General features: G+C 72.6%; 22 protein-coding genes and 1 pseudogene. 11 read left to right on the forward strand and 12 right to left on the reverse strand.

Annotated elements, in window-relative coordinates; all coding sequences use genetic code 11:
* Nucleotides 1–6: 6 nt before the first annotated feature.
* Nucleotides 7–543, reverse strand: a complete 537-nt coding sequence (locus tag OHT52_RS00210; RefSeq protein ID WP_328718012.1) for a DoxX family protein — start codon at nucleotides 541–543, stop codon at nucleotides 7–9.
* 219 nt (nucleotides 544–762) lie between these two features.
* On the opposite strand from OHT52_RS00210, the gene OHT52_RS00215 reads away from it, so the two are divergent.
* The 3 genes from OHT52_RS00215 (at nucleotide 763) to OHT52_RS00225 (ending at nucleotide 4,333) form a co-directional block, all read left to right on the forward strand.
* Complete coding sequence (locus tag OHT52_RS00215; RefSeq protein ID WP_328718013.1) at nucleotides 763–2,778, forward strand: NADPH-dependent 2,4-dienoyl-CoA reductase; 2,016 nt, start codon at nucleotides 763–765, stop codon at nucleotides 2,776–2,778.
* A gap of 36 nt (nucleotides 2,779–2,814) precedes the next feature.
* On the forward strand, nucleotides 2,815–3,396 hold the full coding sequence (locus tag OHT52_RS00220; RefSeq protein ID WP_328718014.1) for a PadR family transcriptional regulator: 582 nt from the start codon (nucleotides 2,815–2,817) through the stop codon (nucleotides 3,394–3,396).
* Between the two features lie 193 nt (nucleotides 3,397–3,589).
* Nucleotides 3,590–4,333, forward strand: coding sequence for a LamG-like jellyroll fold domain-containing protein (locus tag OHT52_RS00225; RefSeq protein WP_328718015.1), 744 nt, complete (start codon nucleotides 3,590–3,592; stop codon nucleotides 4,331–4,333).
* A gap of 44 nt (nucleotides 4,334–4,377) precedes the next feature.
* On the opposite strand, the gene OHT52_RS00230 is transcribed toward OHT52_RS00225, so the two are convergent.
* On the reverse strand, nucleotides 4,378–5,469 hold the full coding sequence (locus tag OHT52_RS00230; protein WP_328718016.1) for a DMT family transporter: 1,092 nt from the start codon (nucleotides 5,467–5,469) through the stop codon (nucleotides 4,378–4,380).
* A complete protein-coding gene (locus OHT52_RS00235; RefSeq protein ID WP_443046435.1) occupies nucleotides 5,466–6,362 on the reverse strand; it encodes a phosphatase PAP2 family protein in 897 nt (298 codons plus the stop codon). Before OHT52_RS00235 ends, OHT52_RS00230 begins: the two co-directional genes overlap by 4 nt.
* A 251-nt stretch (nucleotides 6,363–6,613) precedes the next feature.
* Here OHT52_RS00235 and OHT52_RS00240 point away from each other — a divergent pair, with 251 nt between their 5' ends.
* From OHT52_RS00240 to OHT52_RS00260, 5 genes are all read left to right on the forward strand, one after another.
* Entirely contained in the window at nucleotides 6,614–7,189 is a 576-nt protein-coding gene (locus OHT52_RS00240; protein WP_328723569.1) for a TetR/AcrR family transcriptional regulator, read from the forward strand.
* A 238-nt stretch (nucleotides 7,190–7,427) separates the two neighbouring features.
* Nucleotides 7,428–8,441, forward strand: a complete 1,014-nt coding sequence (locus tag OHT52_RS00245; RefSeq protein ID WP_328718018.1) for an SPFH domain-containing protein — start codon at nucleotides 7,428–7,430, stop codon at nucleotides 8,439–8,441.
* On the forward strand, nucleotides 8,438–9,355 hold the full coding sequence (locus tag OHT52_RS00250) for a hypothetical protein (RefSeq protein WP_328718019.1): 918 nt from the start codon (nucleotides 8,438–8,440) through the stop codon (nucleotides 9,353–9,355). Before OHT52_RS00245 ends, OHT52_RS00250 begins: the two co-directional genes overlap by 4 nt.
* Nucleotides 9,356–9,426: 71 nt before the next feature.
* Nucleotides 9,427–10,719, forward strand: coding sequence for an MFS transporter (locus OHT52_RS00255; RefSeq protein WP_328718020.1), 1,293 nt, complete (start codon nucleotides 9,427–9,429; stop codon nucleotides 10,717–10,719).
* 491 nt (nucleotides 10,720–11,210) lie between these two features.
* Entirely contained in the window at nucleotides 11,211–11,954 is a 744-nt protein-coding gene (locus OHT52_RS00260) for a DUF4232 domain-containing protein (RefSeq protein ID WP_328718021.1), read from the forward strand.
* 49 nt (nucleotides 11,955–12,003) lie between these two features.
* Here OHT52_RS00260 and OHT52_RS00265 read toward each other — a convergent pair whose 3' ends face one another.
* Nucleotides 12,004–13,473 (reverse strand): hypothetical protein, encoded by a 1,470-nt coding sequence (locus tag OHT52_RS00265; RefSeq protein ID WP_328718022.1) that lies wholly within the window; start codon nucleotides 13,471–13,473, stop codon nucleotides 12,004–12,006.
* A 97-nt stretch (nucleotides 13,474–13,570) separates the two neighbouring features.
* Entirely contained in the window at nucleotides 13,571–14,461 is an 891-nt protein-coding gene (locus tag OHT52_RS00270; RefSeq protein ID WP_328718023.1) for a LysR family transcriptional regulator, read from the reverse strand.
* Nucleotides 14,462–14,592: 131 nt separating this feature from the next.
* Between OHT52_RS00270 and OHT52_RS00275 the strand changes: the two genes are divergently transcribed.
* Nucleotides 14,593–15,777 (forward strand): CaiB/BaiF CoA transferase family protein, encoded by a 1,185-nt coding sequence (locus OHT52_RS00275; protein ID WP_328718024.1) that lies wholly within the window; start codon nucleotides 14,593–14,595, stop codon nucleotides 15,775–15,777.
* A gap of 17 nt (nucleotides 15,778–15,794) precedes the next feature.
* The gene (locus OHT52_RS00280) at nucleotides 15,795–17,108 is read left to right on the forward strand and encodes an SLC13 family permease (protein WP_328718025.1); all 1,314 of its coding nucleotides are present in this window, start codon (nucleotides 15,795–15,797) and stop codon (nucleotides 17,106–17,108) included.
* 478 nt (nucleotides 17,109–17,586) lie between these two features.
* Here the strand turns inward: OHT52_RS00280 and OHT52_RS00285 are convergent, their stop codons facing one another.
* Nucleotides 17,587–18,045 (reverse strand): tautomerase family protein, encoded by a 459-nt coding sequence (locus tag OHT52_RS00285; RefSeq protein WP_328718026.1) that lies wholly within the window; start codon nucleotides 18,043–18,045, stop codon nucleotides 17,587–17,589.
* Between the two features lie 33 nt (nucleotides 18,046–18,078).
* Between OHT52_RS00285 and OHT52_RS00290 the strand changes: the two genes are divergently transcribed.
* On the forward strand, nucleotides 18,079–18,573 hold the full coding sequence (locus tag OHT52_RS00290; protein WP_328718027.1) for a MarR family winged helix-turn-helix transcriptional regulator: 495 nt from the start codon (nucleotides 18,079–18,081) through the stop codon (nucleotides 18,571–18,573).
* 147 nt (nucleotides 18,574–18,720) lie between these two features.
* Here OHT52_RS00290 and OHT52_RS31395 read toward each other — a convergent pair.
* The 6 genes and pseudogenes from OHT52_RS31395 to OHT52_RS00315 form a co-directional block, all read right to left on the reverse strand.
* Nucleotides 18,721–18,868, reverse strand: a pseudogene (locus tag OHT52_RS31395) (M15 family metallopeptidase); the annotation flags it as partial.
* A 123-nt stretch (nucleotides 18,869–18,991) separates the two neighbouring features.
* Nucleotides 18,992–19,501, reverse strand: coding sequence for a DUF4232 domain-containing protein (locus tag OHT52_RS00295; RefSeq protein WP_328718028.1), 510 nt, complete (start codon nucleotides 19,499–19,501; stop codon nucleotides 18,992–18,994).
* A 230-nt stretch (nucleotides 19,502–19,731) separates the two neighbouring features.
* Nucleotides 19,732–20,049 (reverse strand): S26 family signal peptidase, encoded by a 318-nt coding sequence (locus tag OHT52_RS00300; RefSeq protein ID WP_328718029.1) that lies wholly within the window; start codon nucleotides 20,047–20,049, stop codon nucleotides 19,732–19,734.
* 124 nt (nucleotides 20,050–20,173) lie between these two features.
* Nucleotides 20,174–21,160, reverse strand: a complete 987-nt coding sequence (locus OHT52_RS00305) for an endo alpha-1,4 polygalactosaminidase (RefSeq protein WP_328718030.1) — start codon at nucleotides 21,158–21,160, stop codon at nucleotides 20,174–20,176.
* The gene (locus OHT52_RS00310; RefSeq protein ID WP_328718031.1) at nucleotides 21,157–21,828 is read right to left on the reverse strand and encodes a spherulation-specific family 4 protein; all 672 of its coding nucleotides are present in this window, start codon (nucleotides 21,826–21,828) and stop codon (nucleotides 21,157–21,159) included. Before OHT52_RS00310 ends, OHT52_RS00305 begins: the two co-directional genes overlap by 4 nt.
* Complete coding sequence (locus OHT52_RS00315; protein WP_328718032.1) at nucleotides 21,825–22,739, reverse strand: NAD-dependent epimerase/dehydratase family protein; 915 nt, start codon at nucleotides 22,737–22,739, stop codon at nucleotides 21,825–21,827. The genes OHT52_RS00310 and OHT52_RS00315 overlap by 4 nt, the downstream gene beginning before the upstream one ends.
* Nucleotides 22,740–22,741 lie beyond the last annotated feature (2 nt).

A 22,741-nucleotide genomic window follows, 5' to 3' on the forward strand; every position in this document is an offset into this window, starting at 1 on the left:
AGGTTCTCAGTCCTCGTCGGACTCCCCCGCGGCGGCGGCGCCTTGGGCCTTCGCGCGCTTGCCGACGACGACGGCTGCCGCCGCGGCGCTGCCGAGGAAGGCCAGCGCGACCACCCAGGGCTTGTCGAGCACGTGGCCGGTGGCGTGGTCCAGGGAGTAGTCGCCGGCGCCGGCGAGGCCGATCGCGGCGGCGGCGAACCCGAGGAACGCCGGGTATTCGTAGCCGCCGCCCTGCGCGAAGAATCCGGCGGGGGCGTGCACCGCGACCGCGCCCGCCATCGCTCCTGCGGCGGCGGCGCCGGCCGCCGGGGTGGCGAGGCCGAGCGCGAGCAGTACGCCGCCGCCCGTCTCGCCGAGCCCGGCGGCGACCGCGCTGTGCTTGGGGGGATGGAAGCCCATGGCCTCCATCGCGGCGGTGGTGCCCTCGACCCCGCCGCCGCCGAACCAGCCCAGGAGCTTCTGGGAGCCGTGGGCGGCGAGGACGGCGCCGGTGCCGGCGCGCAGGACGAGCAGGCCGAGGTCACGCCGGTTGAGGCAGGCCATGGAAGCTCCCGGGGACGAGGAGGACGGGGTACGGCTCCACTCTCGCCCGGCGCCTTCGCGAGGGCGCGGCCTGTTACGCCGTACGGGGGAGGTCCCGCCGGCCCCCACAGCGCACCTCGCGGGACGCCCGGATGCGACGCACATCATTGTGCAACTTGTTGCACAATGCCTCTCCGATCCTCTAGAACTGGCGGGACGACACCGCGCGAGGAGACCCCCATGAGCCCCTACCCCACGCTGCTGAGCCCGCTGGACCTCGGATTCACCACCCTGCCCAACCGGGTGGTCATGGGGTCGATGCACACGGGACTCGAAGAGGCCGAGAACGGCTTCGAGCGGATGGCCGCGTTCTACGCCGAGCGCGCCCGTGGCGGCGCCGGCCTCATCGTCACGGGTGGCATCGCACCCAGCGAGCGCGGCTGCTCCGCGCCGGGCGGCGCCAAGCTGACCACCGGGGCGGAAGCCGAGGAGCACGCCCTGATCACCTCGGCGGTGCACGCGGAGGGTGGCCGGATCGCGATGCAGATCCTGCACTTCGGCCGGTACGCGCACCATCCGGCCCTGGTGGCGCCGAGCGCGCTCAAGGCGCCCATCAGCGGCTTCACCCCGCACGCGCTGACCGACGACGAGGTCGAGGAGACGATCGAGGAGTTCGTCCGCGCCGCCGTACTCGCGCGCCGCGCCGGGTACGACGGGGTCGAGATCATGGGCTCGGAGGGCTACCTCATCAACGAGTTCGTGGTGGCGGAGACCAACCACCGCACCGACCGCTGGGGCGGTACGTACGAGAACCGCGTCCGTTTCCCCGTCGAGATCGTGCGCCGGGTGCGCGAGGCCGTCGGCGACGACTTCATCCTGATCTACCGGCTCTCCATGCTCGACCTCGTCCCCGACGGATCGACGCTGGAGGAGGTCGTGCACCTCGCCCGCGCGGTCGAGGCGGCCGGGGCGACCATCATCAACACCGGCATCGGCTGGCACGAGGCCCGCATCCCCACCATCGCGACCTCGGTGCCGCGCGGCGCGTTCACCTGGGTGACCGAGAAGGTGCGCGGCGCGGTCTCCGTACCGCTGGTGACGAGCAACCGCGTCAACACCCCCGAGGTCGCCGAGGAGATCCTCGCCTCGGGCCGCGCGGACATGGTGTCGATGGCCCGGCCCTTCCTCGCCGACCCGGAGTTCGTGGCGAAGGCCGCGGCCGGCCGCTCCGACGCCATCAACACCTGCATCGGCTGCAACCAGGCGTGCCTGGACCACGTGTTCAGCCTCAGGATCACGTCCTGCCTGGTCAATCCCCGGGCCTGCCACGAGACCGAGCTGGTCCTCTCCCCCACCCGGACCCGCAAGCGCGTCGCCGTCGTCGGCGCGGGACCGGCCGGACTCGCCTGCGCGGTCACCGCGGCCGAACGCGGCCACGCGGTCACCCTCTTCGACGCGGCCGACGAGATCGGCGGCCAGCTCAACGTGGCGCGCCAGGTGCCGGGCAAGGAGGAGTTCGACGAGACGCTGCGCTACTTCCGCACCCGGCTGCGCGAGCTGGAGGTCGACGTACGGCTCGCCACCCGCGCCGACGCGGGCACGCTGGACGGGTACGACGAGGTGGTGCTCGCCACCGGGGTCGAGCCGCGCACCCCGCCCATCGAGGGGGCCGGCCACCCCAGCGTGGTCGGCTACCTGGACGTACTGCGCGACAAGGCTCCGGTCGGCGACCGGGTCGCGATCGTGGGGGCGGGCGGGATCGGCTTCGACGTCGCCGCGTTCCTCACCGACTCCGGGGAGGGGACGAGCCAGGACCCCGAGGCCTTCCTGCGCGGCTGGGGCGTGGACACCACCTACGCGCACCGGGGCGGGCTGCGCCTGCCGGAGCGTCCGAAGCCGCCGCGTACGGTGCACCTGATCCAGCGCAAGGCCACCAAGGTCGGCGCGGGGCTCGGCAAGACCACGGGGTGGATCCACCGCACGGAGCTCCGCCACCGGGGTGTCACCATGATCGCGGGCGCCACCTACGACCGGATCGACGACGCGGGGCTGCACCTGACCGTGGACGGCGAGCAGCACCTGCTGCCGGTCGACACGGTCGTGCTCTGCGCCGGCCAGGAACCGCGCCGGGAGCTGTACGAGGAGTTGCGCGCGGCGGGCCGGCCGGTGCATCTGATCGGCGGCGCCGACGTGGCGGCCGAACTCGATGCCAAGCGGGCCGTCCGTCAGGGCACGGAGCTGGCCGCCGCGCTCTGAACCCGTGCCTCCGTCCGCGTTCGTAGGATGCACCCCATGTCACTGCCGCACGCGATCCTCACCGCTCTGCTGGAGAAGCCGTCGTCGGGACTGGAGCTGACCCGCCGGTTCGACCGGTCGATCGGCTACTTCTGGTCGTCGACGCACCAGCAGATCTACCGTGAGCTGGGCAGGCTGGAGCAGGCCGGGCGGATCCGGGCCCTGCTGCCGGAGCAGCCGGCCAGGGGCAGCAAGAAGGAGTACGAGGTGCTGCCGGCCGGCCGCGAGGAGCTGGCGGCCTGGGTGGCGCTCCCCGAGGACCCCAAGCCGGTCCGCGATCCGCTGCTGCTGCGGATGCGGGCGGCGGCGGTCGTCGGGGCACCCCGGCTCGGCGGGGAGCTGCGCCGCCATCTGGAGCTGCACCGGCGGCAGCTGGCGAAGTACCTGGAGATCGAGAGGCGCGACTTCCCCCCGGAGCGGAGGAAGGGCCAGGACGACCGGCTCCGCCACCTCCTGCTGCGCGGCGGCATCGACTTGGAGAACTTCTGGATCACCTGGCTGACCGGAGCGATCGAAGAGCTCGAGGGCGGGCCGGACGGAGCCGTGCGGGAGGGCGCCGCACCGCCGGGCACCCCGTGACCGTCCGGGCAGCCACGGCGGGCAGGGGGCCGGCCCGGCGGTCCGGCGTGCGCGCCCCCTCCCACGCGCCCGCGTGCCGGGTCCCGGCGGAGCCGCCCGGTGCCGGCGTTCACGCCCTCCCGCACGTGCCGCGTACGCGCCTAACCTGGGCCGATCCGGCCGTCGGATCGGCCCAGTGCCAGGGGAGACGCATGTGAGCGCGTACGACGAACTGATCGAAGCCGAAGACCCCGTGCTCTACCTCCGGCTGGGCGGCGCCGGTACGGAGCTGTCCCCGGGCGGCGGGCGCGCCCTCTTCCACGGTTCGCCGTCCCACAGCCATCTGCCGAACGGCGACAGCGCCACCCTCTTCGACGGAACCCCCGGCCAGTACGTCGAGGTCCCCGACGACCGCTCCCTGTCCGTGTCGACGACCGGGGCGCTGACGGTGGAAGCCTGGTTCCGGCCCGACACCCTCACGTTCCCGGCGAGCGAGGGCACCGGGTACGTGCACTGGCTGGGAAAGCTCACCTACGCCACGGTCAACCAGGCCGAGTGGGCGGCGCGCGTCTACAGCGCCGACAACACCGAGGGCCGGGCCAACCGCGTCTCCGGGTACGCCTTCAACCCCGCCGGAGGCCTGGGCGCCGGCTCCTACTTCCAGGACACCTTGTACCCCGGGGAGTGGATCCACTACGCCCTGGTGATCAACACCAGTCCCGCCGGCCCCTCGTACCCGACCGGTTACACGAAGATCTACCGCGACGGGAGGCTGCGCGACCAGGACGCGCTCGCCGACTACTCGATCGTGCCGGGCGACACCCCGTCCCCCGTGCGCATCGGTACCGCGAGCCTGAGGTCCTTCTTCCTGGGTGCGATCGGCAAGGTCGCCGTCTACCCGCGAGAACTGACCGCCGAGCGTCTCCTGGCCCACCACGTCGTCATGACCAGTACCTGAGGCGCCCCCGCACGGTCGGGTCGGAACGACCGCCCCCGGTCCGGTCAGCTTCCGGAGGCCGTCACGGGTTCGGGGCTTTCGGCCACCGGCCGCTTCAGGCTCCGCGGGCTCCCGATGACCGTGCGCCGCCGGACTCCGGATCTCCGGCGGGTCCCCGGGACGTCGGGTACCGGAGAGGCCGGGTGGCGGCCCCGCACGGCGACGGGGGCGGGTACGAAGGTGGGCGCGGAAGCGGGCACGGGACGTACCGGAGTGCCGGCATCGTCCGACACCTGTTCGGGCACCGGTACGCCGGCTGCCGCGGCCTGCGTCCGGGACTGCGCCCTGCTGAGCAGGACCACTCCGTACGCCGAGAGCGCGACGCCCGTGACCGCGGGGATCACGCTGAGGGGGCCGCCCTGGAGGCGCTCGCCGAGCAGCACCATCCCGATCGCGGCGGCGGCCACCGGGTTGGCGAGGGTCAGTACGGCGAGCGGCGCGCCCAGGCCGTCGCGGTACGCGGTCTGGGAGAGCAGCATCCCGCCCATGGAGAAGGCCGCGACCAGCAGCGTCACCACCACGGTGCGCGGGGTGAACAGGGCGCCCGAGGTGTGGTCGGTGAGGGCGACCGTCAGGGTCTGGGTCAGTGCGGAGGCGACCCCGGAGGTGATCCCGGAGGCTGCCGCGTGCCGCAGGCCGGGGCGGGCTCCGGGCCTGCCGAGGCCGGACACCACCGCCAGCGTGACCGCGCCGACCCCGAGGGCTTCCCCGAGGCCGAGGGTCTCGTGCGGCGCGGCGCCGCCCGCCGCGGTCAGCAGTGCGGCCAGTCCGACGAGGGTGAGGACCGTGCCCCGCCACTCGGTGCCGCTGACCTTGCGGCCTGCGGTACGGGCGCCGAGCGGTACGGCGGCCACCAGGGTCAGCGCGCCGAGCGGCTGGACCAGGGTGAGCGGCCCGTACCTCAGGGCGGCGACGTGCAGAAGGGCCCCGGTGGCGTTGAGTCCGACCGACGCCCACCAGGCGCCGCGACCGAGCAGTCGGAGCCCGCCGGAGCCGGGTGCGGTGCGTCCGGCCAGCCGGGACTGGGCCACGGCGGCGGCCGCGTAGGCGACGGCGGAGACGAGGCAGAAAAGGATGGCGACGAGCGTGGCGTTCACCGTCCGGCTCCTGGTGCGGTGAGGGTCCGCCGCGGGGCGGACGGGTTGCCTGCGTAGGCGTGGGCGCCGGCCGGGGCGGGCACGCCGGCGGCGTGGGCCGCGTGGCTTCCGGCGGGGCCTACGAGTCCGGCGGCGGAGGGCCAGGGGCCTCGGAGCCGTACCGCCCGGGAGGGCTGGTGCAGCGGGATCGCGGCCAGCGCGAGCGCGAGGAGGGCCGAGACGACGAGGGCGTCGAGCCAGTAGTGGTTGGCGGTGCCGACGATCACCAGCAGGGTGGCGAGCGGGTGGGCCAGCCAGAGCCAGCGCCACCGGGAGCGGCCGGCGGCGACGAGCCCGATCGCCACCATGAGGGCCCAGCCGAAGTGCAGCGAGGGCATCGCCGCGAACTGGTTGGCCACGGTGTCGGTGGTGGGCGTGGCGCCGTAGACCGTGGGTCCGTACACCTGGCCGGTGTCGACCAGTCCCGCGGCGGCCAGCATGCGCGGCGGGGCCAGCGGGAAGAGGAGGTGGAGCGCGAGGGCGGCGCCGGTGAGCGCCGCGAGTATTCGGCGGGACCAGACGTAGTGGTGGGGGTGCCGCCAGTACAGCCAGACCAGGAACAGCACGGTGGCCGGGAAGTGGACCGCCGCGTAGTAGGAGTTCGCCAGGTGGATCAGAGTCTCGCTGTGCAGCAGGGCTCCCTGGACGTCTCCCTCCCCGGGCAGACCGAGCGCACGTTCGAAGTTCCAGACGTGTCCGGCGTTGTGAAAAGCCTCGTCGACATGGCCGTTGGCCGCTTGGCGCCCGAGCTTGTAGACGACGAAGAGCCCGACGACGAGCAGGAACTCCCGGACGAGGGGCGGGCGGGCCGAGATGTCCGGCTCCCGTCCCACAGGCGTTCTGCGGGCGTACATCACCCGTGCCCCTTACTGACGGTTGTGGTGGTACCTGGGTGCGGTTCCCTCCACACCCAATCGATACGCCAGTGTACCGATACGCAAACGTATCGGTACACTGGCGTATCGAAAGGCTTTCCCGCCGAGTCCAGGAGGAACGAACCGTGCCGACCCGGGACTCCGCACAGGGAGCTCAGGAAAACGCGGCGACCCGGGACACCGAGGCGCAGGACTCAGCGACACCCTCACCCCGGTCACCCAGGTCGAAAATCACACCGGAGCGCGCTCAGGAGCTCTACGCGGCAGTGCTGGAGCTGCTCCGCGAGAGCGGGTACGAATCCCTCACCATGGAGGGCGTCGCCGCGCGGACCCGTTGCGGCAAGTCGACGCTCTACCGGCAGTGGGGGTCGAAGCCCGAGCTGGTCGTGGCGGCACTGCACAGCACCCGGCGCGAGTCGCTCGCCCACATCGACACCGGCACCCTGGCCGGCGATCTGCTGGCGGCGGCACGGGCGATCGGCGCCCGCTCCGGCCTCGACACCTCGCTGGTGCACGCACTGAGCCACGCCGCCCTGCAGAGTCCGGAGCTGCTCTGCGCGATGCGCGAGTCGCTGGTGATGCCGGAGATCGCGGCGATCGAGGCGATGGTCCGCAGGGGCCGCGAACGCGGCGAGATCACCCCCGACTGCGCGACCGCCCAGTACGTCGCGGCCCAGCTGTTCGGCATGGTGCGCGTGCGCCCTCTGCTCGACGCCCGGCAGGCCGACGGGGAGTACCTCGTGCGCTTCACGGAGCGGGCCATCCTGCCCGGGCTCGGCCTGGAGCATCCTGCGACCGAGCCCTGACCGAACGTGGGCCGTCCATCCCAGCGGAGGGAACGGCCCGCTCGCGCCGCACCGTGGGGACGGGGGCGGCGCACCCCGACGGCCGGCGACTTCCACCGAAGACGCCGGCCGTTCGCGTGGCCGAAGGGCTCCGAGGGTTCGCCCTCGGAGCCTTTTTTCGTCCTCTTGACGATATCCCCTCGCGCCTCTATCGTCTCACTTGTCGTCATCCTGACGAGAAATGGAAGGGGCCGTTCCCATGGCCGACATCACACGGCGCTTCGGCTGGCGCCACCTGCGCTCCGCCCCCACCGCCCACATCCGTCACCACAAGCGCGGCACGCTCACCCACGACGGTCCCGGGCTGAGTTTCTGGTACCGCTCGCTGAGCGCCGCGCTCTCCGAGGTGCCGGTGGACGACCGGGAGCTGGCGATGGCGTTCCACGCCCGCACCGCCGACTTCCAGGACGTGACCGTGCAGGCCACCGTCACCTACCGGGTCAGCGACCCGGCGCAGGCGGCGGCCCGGCTGGACTTCTCCGTGGACCCGGACACGGGCGTGTGGCGCGGCTCCCCGCTCGAACAGATCGCCACCCTGCTGACCGAGACCGCGCAGCAGCACACGCTCGACGCCCTGGCCCGTACCCCGCTCGCCACCGCCCTCGTCGACGGTGTGGCCCTGGTGCGCGAGCGGGTGTCCGCCGGACTCGCGGCCGAGCCCCGGCTGCCCGCGACGGGGATCGACGTGGTGGCGACCCGGGTCGTGGCCATCCGCCCGGAGGCCGAGGTGGAGCGCGCCCTGCGCACCCCCGCCCGCGAGCAGATCCAGCAGGAGGCCGATCGGGCCACCTACGAACGCCGCGCGGTGGCGGTCGAACGGGAACGCGCCATCGCCGAGAACGAACTCGCCAGCCAGATAGAACTGGCCCGGCGGGAGGAGCAGTTGGTCGACCAGCGCGGTACCAACGCCCGGCGCGAGGCCGAGGAGAAGGCGGCGGCCGACGACGTCCGCGCCCGCGCCGAGGCCTCCCGCGCGGTACGGCTGGCCAAGGCGGAGGCGGAGGCCGTACGAGAGACGGGCGCGGCCCGGGCCGACGCGCAGGCGGCCTGGCTGCGCGTCCACGCGGAGGTCGACGCGGCCACCCTGCACGCCCTCGCGGCGACCAGGCTGGCGGAGAACCTGCCGCGCATCGACAGCCTCACCCTCTCCCCCGACGTGCTGACCGGGCTGCTCTCGCGCCTCGGCCGCCCCGGTGGCGGGACCCCGGCGTGAGCCTCGCCCCCCGCGCCGTCCTCGTGCACCGGACCACGGAGTACGAGGAGTTGCTCGCCCGGCACGGTACGCACGGCCAGGCCGCGTTCTTCCTCTCCACCCGCGGGCGCTCCCTGGACGAGGTGGCGGAACGGCACCACCGGACGTTGCGGGCGCTGGCCGACGTGGCGTCGGCGGTGCCGCTCACCTGGCGGCGCTCCCGGGTGGAACGCGCCGACCTGGACCGCTTCCTCTTCGCGCCGGAGGACGTGGTGATCGTGGCCGGGCAGGACGGACTGGTCGCCAACGCGGCGAAGTACCTCTCGGGGCAGCCGGTGATCGGCATCGACACCGACCCGGGGCGCAATCCCGGCGTCCTCGTGCGCCACCGCGTACGGGACACGGCGGCCCTGCTCCGCGCGGTGACCACACCCGCGGCCGGCGGGCGGGTCGACGAGCTGACGATGGTGGAGGCGGTCGCGGACGACGGCGAGCGGCTGGTGGCCCTCAACGAGATCTACCTCGGGCCGCCGGGACACCAGACCGCCCGCTACCGGATCGGGCCGGACACCGGGGCCGCGCCTCACCCCGGAGCCGCTGAGGCGCAGGCGTCCTCGGGCGTGCTGGTCGGTACGGGCACGGGCGCCACCGGCTGGCTCCGCTCCCTCTGGCAGGAACGCGGCAGCACCCTGCGGCTGCCCGCCCCCTCGGACCCCCGACTGCTCTGGTTCGTGCGCGAGGCCTGGCCGTCGCCGGTGACGGGAACGTCGATGGTCGCCGGGGAGCTGGGGCGCGGCCGGCGGCTGCGGCTGACGGTCGAGTCGGACCGGATGGTGGTGTTCGGCGACGGAATGGAGTCCGACGCGCTGGAGCTGACGTGGGGCCAGTCGGTACGGATCGGGGTATCCCCGACCTCGTTGCGGCTGGTCGGCTGAGGGCGGCCTGTACGGCGCGGACGGGGAGTAGGGTGCCCATCCGGATCGCCGGATCACCGAGGGGGACGGTCATGGCCTGGGGCCCGGCCGGAGTACTGAGGGACCGCAACGCCCGCATCTATCTGGCGGGGGTACTCGTCTCCGGGTTCGGCGACTCGGCCATGTCCCTGGCCGCGGGTGTGTGGGTGAAGGAACTGACCGGTTCCGACGCGCTCGCCGCCCTCGTCACCTTCTGCGCGTGGGCCCCGGCGACGGCAGGGCCGCTCATCGGCACCATGGCCGACCGGGTGCGCCGCCGTCCGCTCCTGATCGCGACCTGCCTCGTGCTGGCCCTCGTGATGACCGCGCCCCTCGCCGTGCGCTCCGCCCCGGACGTCTGGGTGCTGTTCACGGTGCTGGCGCTGGTGGGTGTCGGCAGTGTGCTGATGGACGCGGCGGAGGCCGCTCTGATCGCCGCCGCGATACCCGCCGGGCTGCGCGGCGACTTCAACGGGCTGGTGAGAACGGCGGTCGAGAGCACCAGCCTCATCGGCCCGCTGGCCGGTGCGAGCCTCTTCGTCGTGGTGGGCGGGCCGACCGCCGCCCTGCTGGACGCGCTCACCTTCCTGCTGGCCGCCGCCGCGTTCACCCTGATCCGGGTCGACGAACCCGCACCCGTGAAGAAGGCGGAGCGCGCGAACTGGGCCCGGGAGACCGCGGACGGGGTACGCCACCTGTGGCGCCACCCGCACTTGCGTTCCCTGGTGGTCGTGGGCGGCTGCGCCATGGCCGCCTCCAGCCTGAGCAGTTCCGCCAACTACGCCCTCGTCGAGCACGGTCTGCACCGGCCCGCCGCCTTCGTGGGCGTGCTCGCCACGGTCCAAGGGCTCGGATCGGTCGCGGGCGGGCTGTCGGCCGGCCCGCTGCTGCGCCGGCTGTCCTCCCGTACGGTGTCGGCCCTGGGCCTCGGGCTCTTCGCCGCCGGGGTGCTGGCGCGGGCGACCGGCCTCCTCCCGCTGGTCCTGGCCGGGGGGCTGATGGTGGGTCTGGGGCTTCCGTGGCCGCTGATCAGCGCCATGACGTCGGTCCAGAAGGAGACGCCGGGCGCACTGCTCGGCAGGGTCGCCGCCACCGCGGGCACACTGGTCTTCGGCCCCACCGGGCCCGCCCTCCTGCTGGGCACGCTCATGGTCACCGCTTTCGACCACCGGGTACAGCTCCTCGCGGCAGCCGCCGTCGCGCTGACCGGGGCGGTGTGGCTCCTCGGCAAGGGCCCGGGCCGAGTCCCGGCGGCGGGGGCGGCTCCCGGCGGGGCCGACCCGGCTCTCCCGCCGCAGCGGTCCGGCGCACCGGCAGCGGCCGACCAGGACACGGACCACGGCTGACGGATCTCCCGCGTGCCCGGCCCACCGCGAACGGGTCCGGCCCCGTCGCGTGAGCGGCGGGGCCGGACCCGGGTCGTGGCAGACCAGGCACGCCAAGAAACCGTCCGCCCCGCCGCCCGTGGTGATCCCCACGAGCATCGCGGAGTGCGGGAGACGCGGGAGAAGTGAAGGGACGCGGGACGGAACGTCAGGTCTGAGGCTTTTTGCCGTGGTTCGCGGGATGCCTGCGACGGGCCTTCTTCTTACGCCGACGCTTCGATGACATGGCCACCTCCAGCTGGATCGGGAGGTCGGAAAGCTGCTGTTCCGACCGCTCCATGGTCCCAGGACCGGGCGGGCGGCGCGATTCGTGCGTTCCGGCACGCGCCTCAAAGCCGTACACGCCCCGGTTCGTACGTTTCCGCGCGAGGTACTTCCTCTTCCGGTACCGATTCCGGTCCTGTTCCACGTCGGAAAGGTTCGAACGGCGCGGTACCGAGCAGGCGAGAGACATGGATTCTCTCCCGCGCACCACCACACCGCCCGCCGTCCGCTCCCCCGCCCCGGGGCCCCGCGCGCGTACGCCGCGTCCCGGTGGGCTCCGCCGGTTCGGCGTCGTCCCGGTGCTGGCCGCGTCGATCGCCCTCGCCGCGGCCGGCTGCGGCGGCAGCGATGCGACCGAACCGGCCGGTGCGAGCAGCTCCGTCGCGGGCGGGGCCACGCCCGAAGCGCCCATCGCATCCGGTGAACCGACCGCGGGCGGCCCCTCGGCGCCGGACACCGCCCCGGCCCCCTCCGGACCGTCCGATCCCGCCTCCCCTACCGCGACGTCCGCGGCCGGTGGTGCGAGCGCCGTACAGCGGTGCGCGGCCGAGACGCTGACCATGGGCCTGTCTCCCGCCGACGCGGGCGCGGGGCAGGTCTACTACCGGCTCACCTTCACGAACACGTCCAAGGAGACGTGCACACTGACGGGTTACCCCGGAGTCTCGCTGATCCGGCGCGACGGCAGCGCGGTCGGCGTCCCGGCCACGCACGAGGGAACGGCCGGTACGCGTACGGCGATCGGCCCCGGCGGTACGGCCGAGGTCACGTTGCACACCAACAACGAGGGCGTCTCCGACTCCCCTTGCTGGGGCCGGCCCGACTACCTCAAGGTCTATCCGCCGGGCTCCACCCGGGCGCTCACCCTGCGGACCGCCGACCCCCGCGTCTGCGGCGACCGCTTCACGACGACGGCGGTGTCGGGCGGTTGAGAGACGCCGCGCGCGGTGCCGTAACGGCATCGCTGCACGCCGGTTTCCTTCACAGTCCGGCGAGAGCGAGAAGCCGGTGCATCTCCGCGGGCGGCAGAACGGGGTTTCCGGCAGCCGCGGTCGCGACCTGTTCCGACGGATCGGCCAGCAGCCGTGTCAGTTCCCGGAGCGGAACTCCGGGATGGGCCGCGACCGTTCGGCGCACCCCCGGATCGGAATCTGCCGCCAGAGCGCGAAGGAGTTCCGACGGCAGATCCGGTTCGCGGGTGGCCAGTTGCCTCATTCTCGGTTCGGGGTCGGTGGCCAATAGGCGCAGAACGGCTGCCGGGAGGGGGAATTCGTCGGCCGGACGCCATGCCGTTCTCTTGGCCGGTCGGTGGCTACGGTCGATGCGTTCGGCGGTCGCGGGATCGATCCGGTCGCGGGCGTGCAGAGCCATCGTCGTACGGACGTCGCTCTCCTCGTCGTGAAGCAGCCGGGCCACGACCTGCTCGGGGAGGCAGTCGGACATGGCTGCCGACGCGCGGAAGCAGGCGTAGGGCGAGTCCACGTGCGGCAGCGGGTCGGCCGTCACCCACGGGAGCCGCAGTGAGCGGAGTTCCGCCCACGCCAGGTGGTGCGTCAACTCCCGTTCCGGCGCGTCGTCGTCCAGGTAGTCGAGGTGGTCGGCGAGCCAGTCGGAGCCGTGGGTCACGATCCTCGCGTGGATCGCGGCACGGGTCGAGGGCGGGGTGTCCGGGCGGGCGAAGACACGGAGCCTGACGAGCGCGCTGGGGTCCTCGGCGAGTACGTCGCGCACCGACGACGGGATTCCGGGGTGTGCCGCGAGTTCCCGGCGCACGTCCTCGTCCGGGTCGTCGGCCAGTCGGGACGCGGCTTCGGCGTCCAGCGCGGTGTGGCGTACCGCTCCGGCGCGCGTGACGGGGTCGGCCAGCAGGGCAGGGACCAGATCGGCGGGCGGGACGGGACGCGGAAGCCGCCGGTAGTAGGTCGAGCAGGCTCCCGCGCGTACCGAGTCGTCGGGATCGGTCAGCAGGATGCGGCGTACCGCTTCGGGAGCCCCGGGCCACCACTGGGCGAGCGCGGCCCGGACTCCGGGGTCCGGGTCGGCCGCCGATCGGGCGCGCAGATCCTCCGGGACATGGTCGTTCTCCACTACCTGTTCGCGCACCCGCGGATCCGGATCGGCGAGCAGTCGCTCGAACATTTCTCGCGGTGCGTCGGCTGCGGCGACCGCGAGGGCCACACGGATTCCCGGGTCCGGATGCCTGGCGAGTGTCATCCGGTGCGCGTGCGGGAGGGCCCTGTTGAGGGCGAGCGAGTGGGTGAGCCAGTAGTCGCCGGCGGCGATGATCGCACCGATCGTGTCGTCGGTCAGGTCAGGGCGCTTGGCGATCTCTCCGAATCCCCTGCGGTGGGCGAAGAGCCGGTGGACGCTTTCGGGCGGCAGCGCGGGGTTCTTCGCCAGACCGTCCGCCACCGCGTCCAGGTGGATGGGGTTGTTGGCGGCGTACGGCATTCCGGGGGCCTCCCGCTCCGCTGGGATGATCGCCGAGTTTCGCACACGGTCGTCTCCGCGCGCCGCCGGGGGCGGCCGGTCGCTCCGGCCGGCCCGCTCAGGCCTGGCGTCCCGCCAGCTCGTCGGCGCGGGCGGTGATGAGCCGCCGCACGACGATGGCGGACCGCGACGGCTGGCTGTCGGCGCGCTGGACCAGGCTGACCTCGACCGGCTCCGTGTCCGCGAGCGGCAGCCACGTCAGGTCTCCCGCCGTCCCGCGGGTGTCGAACCGGGCGAGGAGCCCGATCCCGGCGCCCCGGGCGACCATGGTCTGCACGGTGCGCGCCGACATCGCCTCGACCATCACCTGCCCCTTGGGAAGGTGTTTGCGCAGCCGCTGGTGCAGGACGGTGCCGGGTCTCATGGTGACGATCGGAAAGTGTTCCAGGTCGTTCCAGGTCACCTCACCGCGCTGGGCGAGCGGATGGTCGGGCCGGGTGTGGACGCCGAGCGGTGCCGTCATCAGCCGCCTGCGGGCGAGACCGCTCGGGGCGGGTTCGTCGGGCGTGGTGACCACGCCGAGGTCGAGTTCACCGCCCAGCACCGCGCTCTCGATGTCGCCCGAGGGTCCCTCGCGCACGGAGAAGCGCAGACCCGGGTGGTCCGCGAGCAGCCGCCCGACGACCGGGGCGACGATCGTCTCCACGGTCACCGAACCGCCGCCGATGGACACCCTGCCCTGGTAGGTCCCGTTGGAGGCCAGCGCCGCCTCGCACACGGCGTCCTCGGCCGCCACGAGACGGGTGAACGGGCCGACGAGCGCCTCACCGGCCGGTGTCGCGCGCACGCCTCCCGGGCTCCGGGTCAGCAGGACGACATCCAACTCCTCCTCCAGAACAGTGAGTTGCTGTCCGATGGTGGGCTGGCTGACACCGCAGGCCGCCGCCGCCGAGCGGAGGGATCCAGTGCGCAGCGCGGCGAGGAAGTACCGGGCACGTTCGACTCGCATCGGCCCATGTTATTGCCATTGGCTATCACAGGATCCAGTGGGCGGCATCTTCCCGCAGCGCACGCACCACGACATCGTGACGCGGGTCACGCATCGCCGTGACGTGCTGATTGCTCGTGAAAGGATTTTTCGTGCCCGGACCTCTCAATGGCGTGCGTGTCCTGGACATCTCGACCGTCCTCGCCGGCCCCCTGGCCTCCTCCCTCCTCGCGGAGTTCGGCGCCGAGGTGATCAAGGTCGAACAGCCCGGCGCGGGTGACCCGGCGCGCGGCTACCCGCCGCTCGACGACGACGGCGTCTCCGCCGGCTGGGCGGTCGTCGGCCGCAACAAGTCCAGCGTGACGATCGACCTGCACCACCCGGAAGCCGCCGGCCTCGTCGGCCGGCTCGCCGCCACCGCCGACGTGGTGGTCACCAACTTCCGGCCGGCGACCCTGCGCCGGTTCTCCATCGACTTCGAGGACCTTCTCGCCCACCGGCCCGACCTCGTCATGGTGCACGTGAGCGCCTTCGGGCGCACCGGCCCGTACGCGGAGCGCCCGGGCTTCGCCCGTGTCGCGGAGGCCTTCGCCGGGCTGACCCATCGCACGGGGTTCCCCGACGGTCCGCCGGTGTTCGCGGGCTATCCGGTCGCCGACGGGGTCACCGGGATCTACGCGGCCTTCGCGGCGATGCTCGCACTGCGCCAGCGCGACCTGACGGGTGAGCCCCAGCTGGCCGACATCGGGCTGTACGAGCCGCTGTTGCGGATGATGGAGGACTTCATCGTCGACTACGGCGAGACCGGCGAGGTCAGGGAACGCCAGGGCAACGAGAATCCGCACATCAGCCCCAACAACCTCTACCGCACCCGCGACGGACGCTGGATGGCCCTGCCCGCGTCGACGGAGCAGATGTGGCGCCGGCTGGTCGTCGCCATGGACGCCCCGGACCTCGCCGCCTACGACACCATGTCGGCCCGGATCGAGCACCGCGCGGAGATCGAGGGGCGGGTGGCCGCCTGGGTGGCCGACCACGATCTCGCACCCCTGACCAAGCTCCTGGACGAGGCGGGCGTAGCCTGCGGACCCGTGAACTCCGCCGCCGACATCTGCGCCGATCCCCATGTGCGGGAGCGTGGATCGGTGGTCGAGGTGACCGACGAGCACGACGGACGCACCCGCCTGGTGCAGGGCTCCGCCGGACGGTTCTCGGGATTCGGCCAGATCGTCGACCGCAGCGCGCCGCACCTGGGCGAGCACACCCGTTCCGTACTCGGCGGACTCGGCCTCGAACCCGCCGCCATCGACGACCTCGCCGTCCGCGGCGTCATCTGATCCAGGGAGGCTCACCGATGTCCATGGCCGACGTCTCCATCGTCGTTCTCGTCGCCCTCTTCCTGGCGACGCTCGTCCCGAGGTTCAACATCGGGCTCGCGGCCCTGCCCGCCGCCTTCCTCGTAGGTCTCGCCGCCGATCGCACCGCCGACGAGGTCACGGCGTTCTTCCCGGGCGACTTCTTCGTCCTGCTGGTCGGGATCACGGCGCTGTTCGCCGTCGCCCAGATCAACGGCACGCTCGACTGGCTCCTCGACGGCGTGCTCCGCATGGTCGGCGGGCGTGCGCTGCTGGTCGCGCTGGTGCCGTTCCTGGTCGGTGCCGTGCTGACCGCGATCGGCACCCTGCCGGCCGCCGCCACCGCCATCGTCGCGCCCATCGCGCTGGGGCTCGCCGCCCGGTACGGGATACCCCCGTTCATCGCGGCCGTCCTCGGTATCACCGGCATCATCAGCGGTCTCCTCTCGCCCCTGGCCGTGTTCGGCACCAGCGCCAACAACCTGGGCGAGAAGATGGGGCTCGACCTGCCCGGTTCCGCCCCGGTCGCCTTCTTCCTCGGCGGACTGCTGGCGGGCCTCGTCATCTGCGCCGGATGTCTCGTGTTCGGGTACCGCACCGGGACCATGCCGCGCGGCCGTCTCACGCCGGTCGGCGAGCCGGACTCGACTCTCGACGCCTCACCCGACGGCGCATCGCGGGACGCCGAGAATCCCGCCACCGAGGAGACCACCGGCCGCGCCCCGTCGCCGGTCTGGGGCCGTTACCTGACCCTGGGATGCCTGCTCGCCGTGGTGGTGCTGTCGGTCGGCTTCGACATCAACATCGGCTACCTGGGACTCACCGCCGCGGTCGTCCAGCAGCTCGCACTCCGGCTGGATCCGAACGAGATCGTCTCCCGTATCCCGTGGAACATCGTGCTGCTCATCGGCGGGCTGCTCACCTACGTCGGGCTGATGCAGGACCTGGGTGCCTTCACCCGGATCAGCGATCTGCTGCGGGTGGACGGTTCTCCGATGCTGAGCCTGCTCGTCCTCTGCTACATCGCCGGTGTCACCTCCTTCGCCGCGAGCTCCATCGCGATCTTCGCGACCACGATCCCGCTGGTGCCCGCCGTGGTCGCCGAGGGCGCCTCGCCGGTCGGTGCGGTACTCGCGGTCGCGCTGGCCTCGATCCTGGTCGACATCAACCCGTTGGGCATCACGGGCGGGCTGATCCTCGGCGCCGCGAAGCCGGAGGACCGTACGCCGCTCTTCCGTCAACTCCTGCGGTGCGGGCTCGTGTCCGTGGTGGTCGGTCCCGCCCTGGCGTGCTTCGCCTTCGGGTGGTGGTGACGGGACCACGCTTCCGGCCCGCGGCCACCGGACACGCTCCGCGTCGCGCCGGCGGGCGGTCGTCACGGCACCGCGGGAAAGCGCCGGGCCGGTACCGGATCTCTCCGGCACCGGCCCGGCGGTGTACGTGCGCGGCCCGGTCGCACACCCCGCCGGGACCTGGGCGCGGCCCCGGCCGAGGGGGCGACGGCCCCCGGCACAGGACTTGGCGGTCACACCCCGGAGGATCGGACGCTCATGTCCGAAGCCCGGGCCGGTACCACTCGCCGAGGTCCCACGCCTCGGAGCCACCAGCCAACGCCGCTACCTGATCCGACACTTCCTGAAGTGGACCACGAGCCGTCGGCTCACCCCGCGAGCTCGCCGTCCCCTCCATTCCGAGGCAAGTGCCCCAGAACCTGCCGGACGCGACTGGGCCGAATACCTCGCGGCTCGGGCTGCGGACGAGCGGTGACAGGCACGGACACACGGTTGATGCTCAGTTGCCCGGGGGCGGATCGACTTCGCCGCCGACGCCGGAGCGTCCCGCTGGAACGCCGACCACGTACACGGTCACGTGCTGTCGGACGGATTCGCCGAAGACCTCGACCACGGCATCGGTGATGGACGTGATCAGCTGCGTGGGGGCATTGCCGATCCCCGGCAGGTTCAACGCCACTTCACGCACGTTCAGCGAGACGATCGGTGCGTTCACCTCGGCGGGTACGCCGCCGATGCCCCAGCGGTGACGTGGGATGCCGAACAGCTCGACGACCGCCATGGAGCGTGCTCGCTCTCCGTATACCTTGACCAGCGCCTCAGTCAGGGCAAGGACGAGTTTCGGCTCGACTTTTCCGTCGAGCTCCTCTTCGTGGATCCGTACCTCGAAGTGCGGCATCACAGCTCCGTTCAGGTGGTTCGCTACCATGAAGACACTTTTGTTTTGCAAGCCAAACATATTTGTCATCAAAACTAAATGGGAGGATGGGCGATGTCAACCAAGGACCGGGGCCACAAGGCGAACCGGGACGGGACCGAGCCGGGAGTCGACGAGGCGATCAGGGCGTTGCTGCTTCTCATGCCTCGCATGGTTGGGCGCGCGAAGCGGATCCGTGTGCCTGAGGAGATCCAGTCGCTTGCGCTCGCGCCGCGGCACCTGTCGCTGCTGTCTTATCTGCTGTTCGACGGCCCGATGACCGTGAAGGATCTGGCCGCCCGTTTGGAGGTCGCCCCGACCACCGTCAGCCTCATGGTCGGCGAGCTGAGCCGGAAGGGCATCCTGGAGCGGCGCGAGGACGAGTCGGACCGGCGTCGGCGCATCGTCAGTATCACCGATGGCAAACGACCGTCCATCGACAGCTGGCTGGCACGGGGAGCGCGTGCCTGGCGTCAGGCACTGAATCCCCTGACCCCCGAACAGCGGCACATGTTCGTCCAGACTCTGCGGGCCTATGAGGCGGCCATGGCCGACGACGAAGACGACTGATGAAGCATCAGAGGCCAGTTCGGCGACGCGGTCGCCTCCTGGTCCCCACCATGCCCGACGAACTCCGAGCGGCTGCGAGTAGCCCGCAGGGGCGCAGAGGAATAGCGCAAGGTCAAAACAACTCCCGCCCGCCGGGCCGTCGGCGTCGGCGTCGGTCAGGGGCAGGTCGACGGCCGCGCCGGCGCCGTGCGGGGCGATCTCGGGCGGACACGTACCTGCTGGCGGCCGAGTGGATCCGATCGGCGGACCAGTCGGTGTGGACGGCCCTCAGCTGGTCGGCGTACTCCTCGAAGTACGCGGCACCCCGCACGGCGCGAGGTGAAGAACCGGCCGGGGCGCGACACCGACATGAACCGGTCCGCGACCGGTGGCGTCCCGAGGGCTTGCCCGCAGAACGCCACCGGTGTGCGGAAGAGGGTCAGGCGCCCTGCTGGACCGGTCCGACGAGGGTGCCGTCGGCCACCGTGAACGCCCCTTCGGCGAAGGACGCGCCGGGGATCTCGCCGCCCGGAGCCTGGAGCGTGAATGACACCTCGTCCACGGACGTGACCGGACCGGTGTTCGGGACCTGGAAGTCGAAGTGCACCGGGTGCCCGGGCCCGAAGGTCACCGCACCGGCTTGGTCGCCGTAGGTGCCCGCCGTGATGCCGCTGTCCGAACCGTGGTCCAGGAACCGCACGGCGGTGGGCGAACCGGCCAGCTCGCACGGCTCGTACCCGCGCGGCGCGGTCAGGGTGACGCGGTAGTGGCGGTGACCTGCGGAGCTGTCCGACGGGGCGATCGTCGCCGTGTGGTTGGCCGGGCGGCAGGCCGAGGGAGCGGTGCCGCGGCCCGTCGCCGCTGAGGCCTGCACGACTCCCGCGCCCACTGCCCCGCCCGTCAGCACGGTGACGGCGAGGACGACGCCGATCCTCTGGTCGGTACGCATCAAAGAACGCTCCTTGCCTTGTTCGATGGCCTGCGGCTGATCGCCGCCGGAACCATGGTCGACGTCATGCCTGCCCGCATTCGCCCGTGGTGGATGTCCCGGAATCGCCACAACTGGTTTCCCGTACACGGATTCGTCGGTGCACCGCCCCGTGCGGGCATTCCCGAGTCCGCGGCGCGCCCCGGCGGACAGCCGCACCGGGGTCCGCCGGGAGGCTTGGAGCGTCAGGTTCAGGAGGAGCCGTTCGAGCCGGCCGCGACCGTCTTGTCCGCGGCCCCTTTCCGGGCGACACCGTCGACGGCCACACAGATGCCGAAGACGCGCGCGTAGCCGGTCCAGCCGTTGACGCGGCCCCGGTTGTTGCTGATCTGCACCCGCCTTTTCGCGGGGTCCACGGACGACACCACGTGCAGGTAGACCGTCCCGGCGACACGGGCGAGGACGATGTCCCCGGTCTCCAGTGCCGACGGGTCGACCGGAGCGACGATCACCTGCTGCCGGTGGCGTATCAGCGGCACCATGGAGGTGCCGCTGGGCCGGAATGTCACGGTGGCCCCAGCGGCGACCCGGTCCGCCACCGCGTCCCATGCGCCCAGCCGGTGATCGTGACAGATTCCCCCGCAGCGGCCCCCCGATTTACCTCGCCGTGGTCCGCACCCGAGGGCGAACGCGTCAGCAGGCCTTCCGCCACACCCCCAGTTCGAGCTTCTTCTCCATGGACGACAGGCCCAGTCGGCGGGCGTCCGCGCAGAAGTCGGAGGCGGGCACCTCGTACTCGACGTGGAAGACCGCCTTGCCCGCCTCGACGAACGGCGTCAGTTCGCCGCATTCGTCGTACTCGGCGCACTCCTCGTTGACCGCGAAGTCGAAGTCCTCCAGCAGGGCGGGGATCTGCGGCAGGTCGTTCTTCAGGCCCACGGCCATGCCGCGCTCGTGGGCGAGCTTCGCGATCATCCTGTTGTACGCGAGCTGGTCGGCGGCGGTGATGGCGAAGCCGCTGTCGTTGTTGTACGCCTCGACGAGGTCCGGTTCCACCGCGTCGAACCCCTTGGCGCGGCACATGTCGAACCGCTGGGCCATGATGGGCTTCAGTACCGCGATCTGCCGTACGTCCAGCCAGCGTTCGCCGTCCCAGTCGTCGCCGGAGCCGAGGACCGAGGCGGGGAAGGCGGCCTTGTCGGGCCGGAAGTCCTCCCAGGCGCCGACGTTGATGTAGCAGATCACCTTGCGGCCGCTCCTGTGCAGGCGGGCCACGTCGGCGGCGGAGTTCTCGAAGCCGTCGATGTCGTAGACGGACACGTCCACCGACTGGTCGGCCCGGCCGTCGAGCTGCCACTGCCAGTCCAGTCCCGGCTTCGGACGCCACCAGCCGGCCGAGCGGGTGGAGCCGGTGGGGCCGCCCTTCGCGGAAGGGGACTGGGTGGCCGGTCGGGTCGTCGGGGAGGCCGGGGCCGACGACCCGGGTGACGGACGGTGGGTCGCGGACGTCGTGGGTGTCCGGGAGGCGTGCGGGTCCCGCGCTTCCGCGCCCGGGGAGGCGGACCGGTCGCCCTCCCCTCCCGCCCTGTCCTCGTCCGCCGCACCGGCGCACGCCGTGAGCGCCGCCGCCGTCAGCAGCGCCAGGAGGGCCGCCCGCCAGGTCGCCATGGTGTTCCTCATCGTTCCTTCCCGGTGAGTGCGGGCGACAACGCTGCCCAGGGATTGGGCAGTTCGCCCGTCACCGGCCCGCACACCGCCGCCCCCCGCTCGGCCGCGGTGCGCACCGCGAGGGGTACGAGCGCCTCCGGCACCCCGTAGACCAGGTGGCAGAGCCGGTCGGCGGGTTCCTTCCCCGGCTTCCCCGCCTTGGGCGGCCGGGTGAAGGCCGAGACGTACGTCGACCAGGGCCCCTCGAAGGTCACGGTGAGATCGGCGAGCCGGGTGTAGCCGGGGGCCGGCTGGACCCCCGGGTTCAGTACCACCGCCCGCGCCCCCGCCCGCCTGACCCGGCGCACCAGCCGGCGGCATGCCGGCAGGTCCACCGACGTGGAGGTCACCTGGTCCAGGAAGCAGCCGTCCACTTCGTACCACTCGCGGTGGAGCCTGAAGTCGTCCAGGACCAGGTCCGGGTCGCGGGTGCCGTAGTCGGTGTCGACGTACCCGAGCAGCAAAGCGCCCGCCGCGCGCAGCGCCTCGGCGGCGGACGCGAACGCGGGGTCCGGCGTGGTCCCGGGCCCGCTCGCCGGATTGAGTACCACGCCGTAGGTCAGGTCGGCGGCGGTGATCAGCCGGTGCCAGGCGCCCGGGTCCTCGGCGGGATGCACGTACAGCGGGACGAGGAGGCTCACGGCGCGCTGTCGCCCCCGCCGTGCGGCGCGGTGGCCGCCCACAGGTCGGCCAGTGACGCGTCGAGCGAGTGGACGGGCCGCCAGTCGAGAGCCGAACCGGCCAGGGAGATGTCGGAGCACTGCCAGGACACCGCCGCAGAGCGCGCGGAGCCGTCGGAGCTCTCCTCGATCCGCCCCCGGAAATCCGCCAGTTCGGCCAGGCGGTACACCAGCGACCGTACCGGCACGGCCTGTCCGCCACCGATGTTCAGCACCGGCGGCAGCGAACCCTCGGCGGTCACCGCGAGACCGGCGGCCCGTGCCACGTCCCGGGCGTCCACGAAGTCGCGGTACGCCGACAGGTCGCCCAGCGGCAGCACCGCGGCGCTGTCGTCGGAGGCGGCCCGCAGCAGGGCGGCGATCCGGCCGGGGAGTCCGGCCAGCGGGGCGCGGGCGCCCACCGGGTTTCCCACCCGGAGTACCACCGCGTCGAGTCCCGAGGCGGTCACGGTGAGGGTGGCCGCGAGCTTGGTGGCGCCGTACGGGGAGAGCGGGCAGGTGGGGCCGGACTCGGTCACGGGGACGTCCGGAACGCCGGGACCGTACTCCGCGGCCGACCCGAGGTGGACCAGCCGGGCGACCGGGGCGGCGAGCCCCATCGCCGCGCACAGGGCCGCGGCGCCCCGGGAGTTGACCTCCGCGAGGGTGACCGGATCACCGCCGGTGGCGCCCGCGCAGTTGATCACGGCATCCGGTGCCGCCGCTTCCAGGGTCTTCGCCAGCCGCTTGACGCTGTCGCCGGCCAGGTCGAGATCGAACTCCGCGGCCTCGGAGCGGCCGGCGCCGAGCACCCGCACACCCGGGAGGGTGCGGAGGTGCTCGACGACATGGCCGCCCAGGAAACCGGTGGAGCCCAGGACGAGAATGCGCATGA

This window comes from Streptomyces sp. NBC_00247 (assembly GCF_036188265.1).
Taxonomy (GTDB): domain Bacteria; phylum Actinomycetota; class Actinomycetes; order Streptomycetales; family Streptomycetaceae; genus Streptomyces.

Excerpts from the sequence above, each read along its gene's own strand:
- OHT52_RS00210 (WP_328718012.1), bottom strand. The coding sequence starts at position 543 with ATGGCCTGCCTCAACCGGCGTGACCTCGGCCTGCTCGTCCTGCGCGCC.
- OHT52_RS00215 (WP_328718013.1), top strand. The coding sequence starts at position 763 with ATGAGCCCCTACCCCACGCTGCTGAGCCCGCTGGACCTCGGATTCACC.
- OHT52_RS00220 (WP_328718014.1), top strand. The coding sequence starts at position 2,815 with ATGTCACTGCCGCACGCGATCCTCACCGCTCTGCTGGAGAAGCCGTCG.
- OHT52_RS00235 (WP_443046435.1), bottom strand. The coding sequence starts at position 6,362 with ATGTACGCCCGCAGAACGCCTGTGGGACGGGAGCCGGACATCTCGGCC.
- OHT52_RS00245 (WP_328718018.1), top strand. The coding sequence starts at position 7,428 with ATGGCCGACATCACACGGCGCTTCGGCTGGCGCCACCTGCGCTCCGCC.
- OHT52_RS00255 (WP_328718020.1), top strand. The coding sequence starts at position 9,427 with ATGGCCTGGGGCCCGGCCGGAGTACTGAGGGACCGCAACGCCCGCATC.
- OHT52_RS00260 (WP_328718021.1), top strand. The coding sequence starts at position 11,211 with ATGGATTCTCTCCCGCGCACCACCACACCGCCCGCCGTCCGCTCCCCC.
- OHT52_RS00265 (WP_328718022.1), bottom strand. The coding sequence starts at position 13,473 with ATGCCGTACGCCGCCAACAACCCCATCCACCTGGACGCGGTGGCGGAC.
- OHT52_RS00270 (WP_328718023.1), bottom strand. The coding sequence starts at position 14,461 with ATGCGAGTCGAACGTGCCCGGTACTTCCTCGCCGCGCTGCGCACTGGA.
- OHT52_RS00280 (WP_328718025.1), top strand. The coding sequence starts at position 15,795 with ATGTCCATGGCCGACGTCTCCATCGTCGTTCTCGTCGCCCTCTTCCTG.
- OHT52_RS00285 (WP_328718026.1), bottom strand. The coding sequence starts at position 18,045 with ATGTTTGGCTTGCAAAACAAAAGTGTCTTCATGGTAGCGAACCACCTG.
- OHT52_RS00290 (WP_328718027.1), top strand. The coding sequence starts at position 18,079 with ATGTCAACCAAGGACCGGGGCCACAAGGCGAACCGGGACGGGACCGAG.
- OHT52_RS00295 (WP_328718028.1), bottom strand. The coding sequence starts at position 19,501 with ATGCGTACCGACCAGAGGATCGGCGTCGTCCTCGCCGTCACCGTGCTG.
- OHT52_RS00305 (WP_328718030.1), bottom strand. The coding sequence starts at position 21,160 with ATGAGGAACACCATGGCGACCTGGCGGGCGGCCCTCCTGGCGCTGCTG.
- OHT52_RS00315 (WP_328718032.1), bottom strand. The coding sequence starts at position 22,739 with ATGCGCATTCTCGTCCTGGGCTCCACCGGTTTCCTGGGCGGCCATGTC.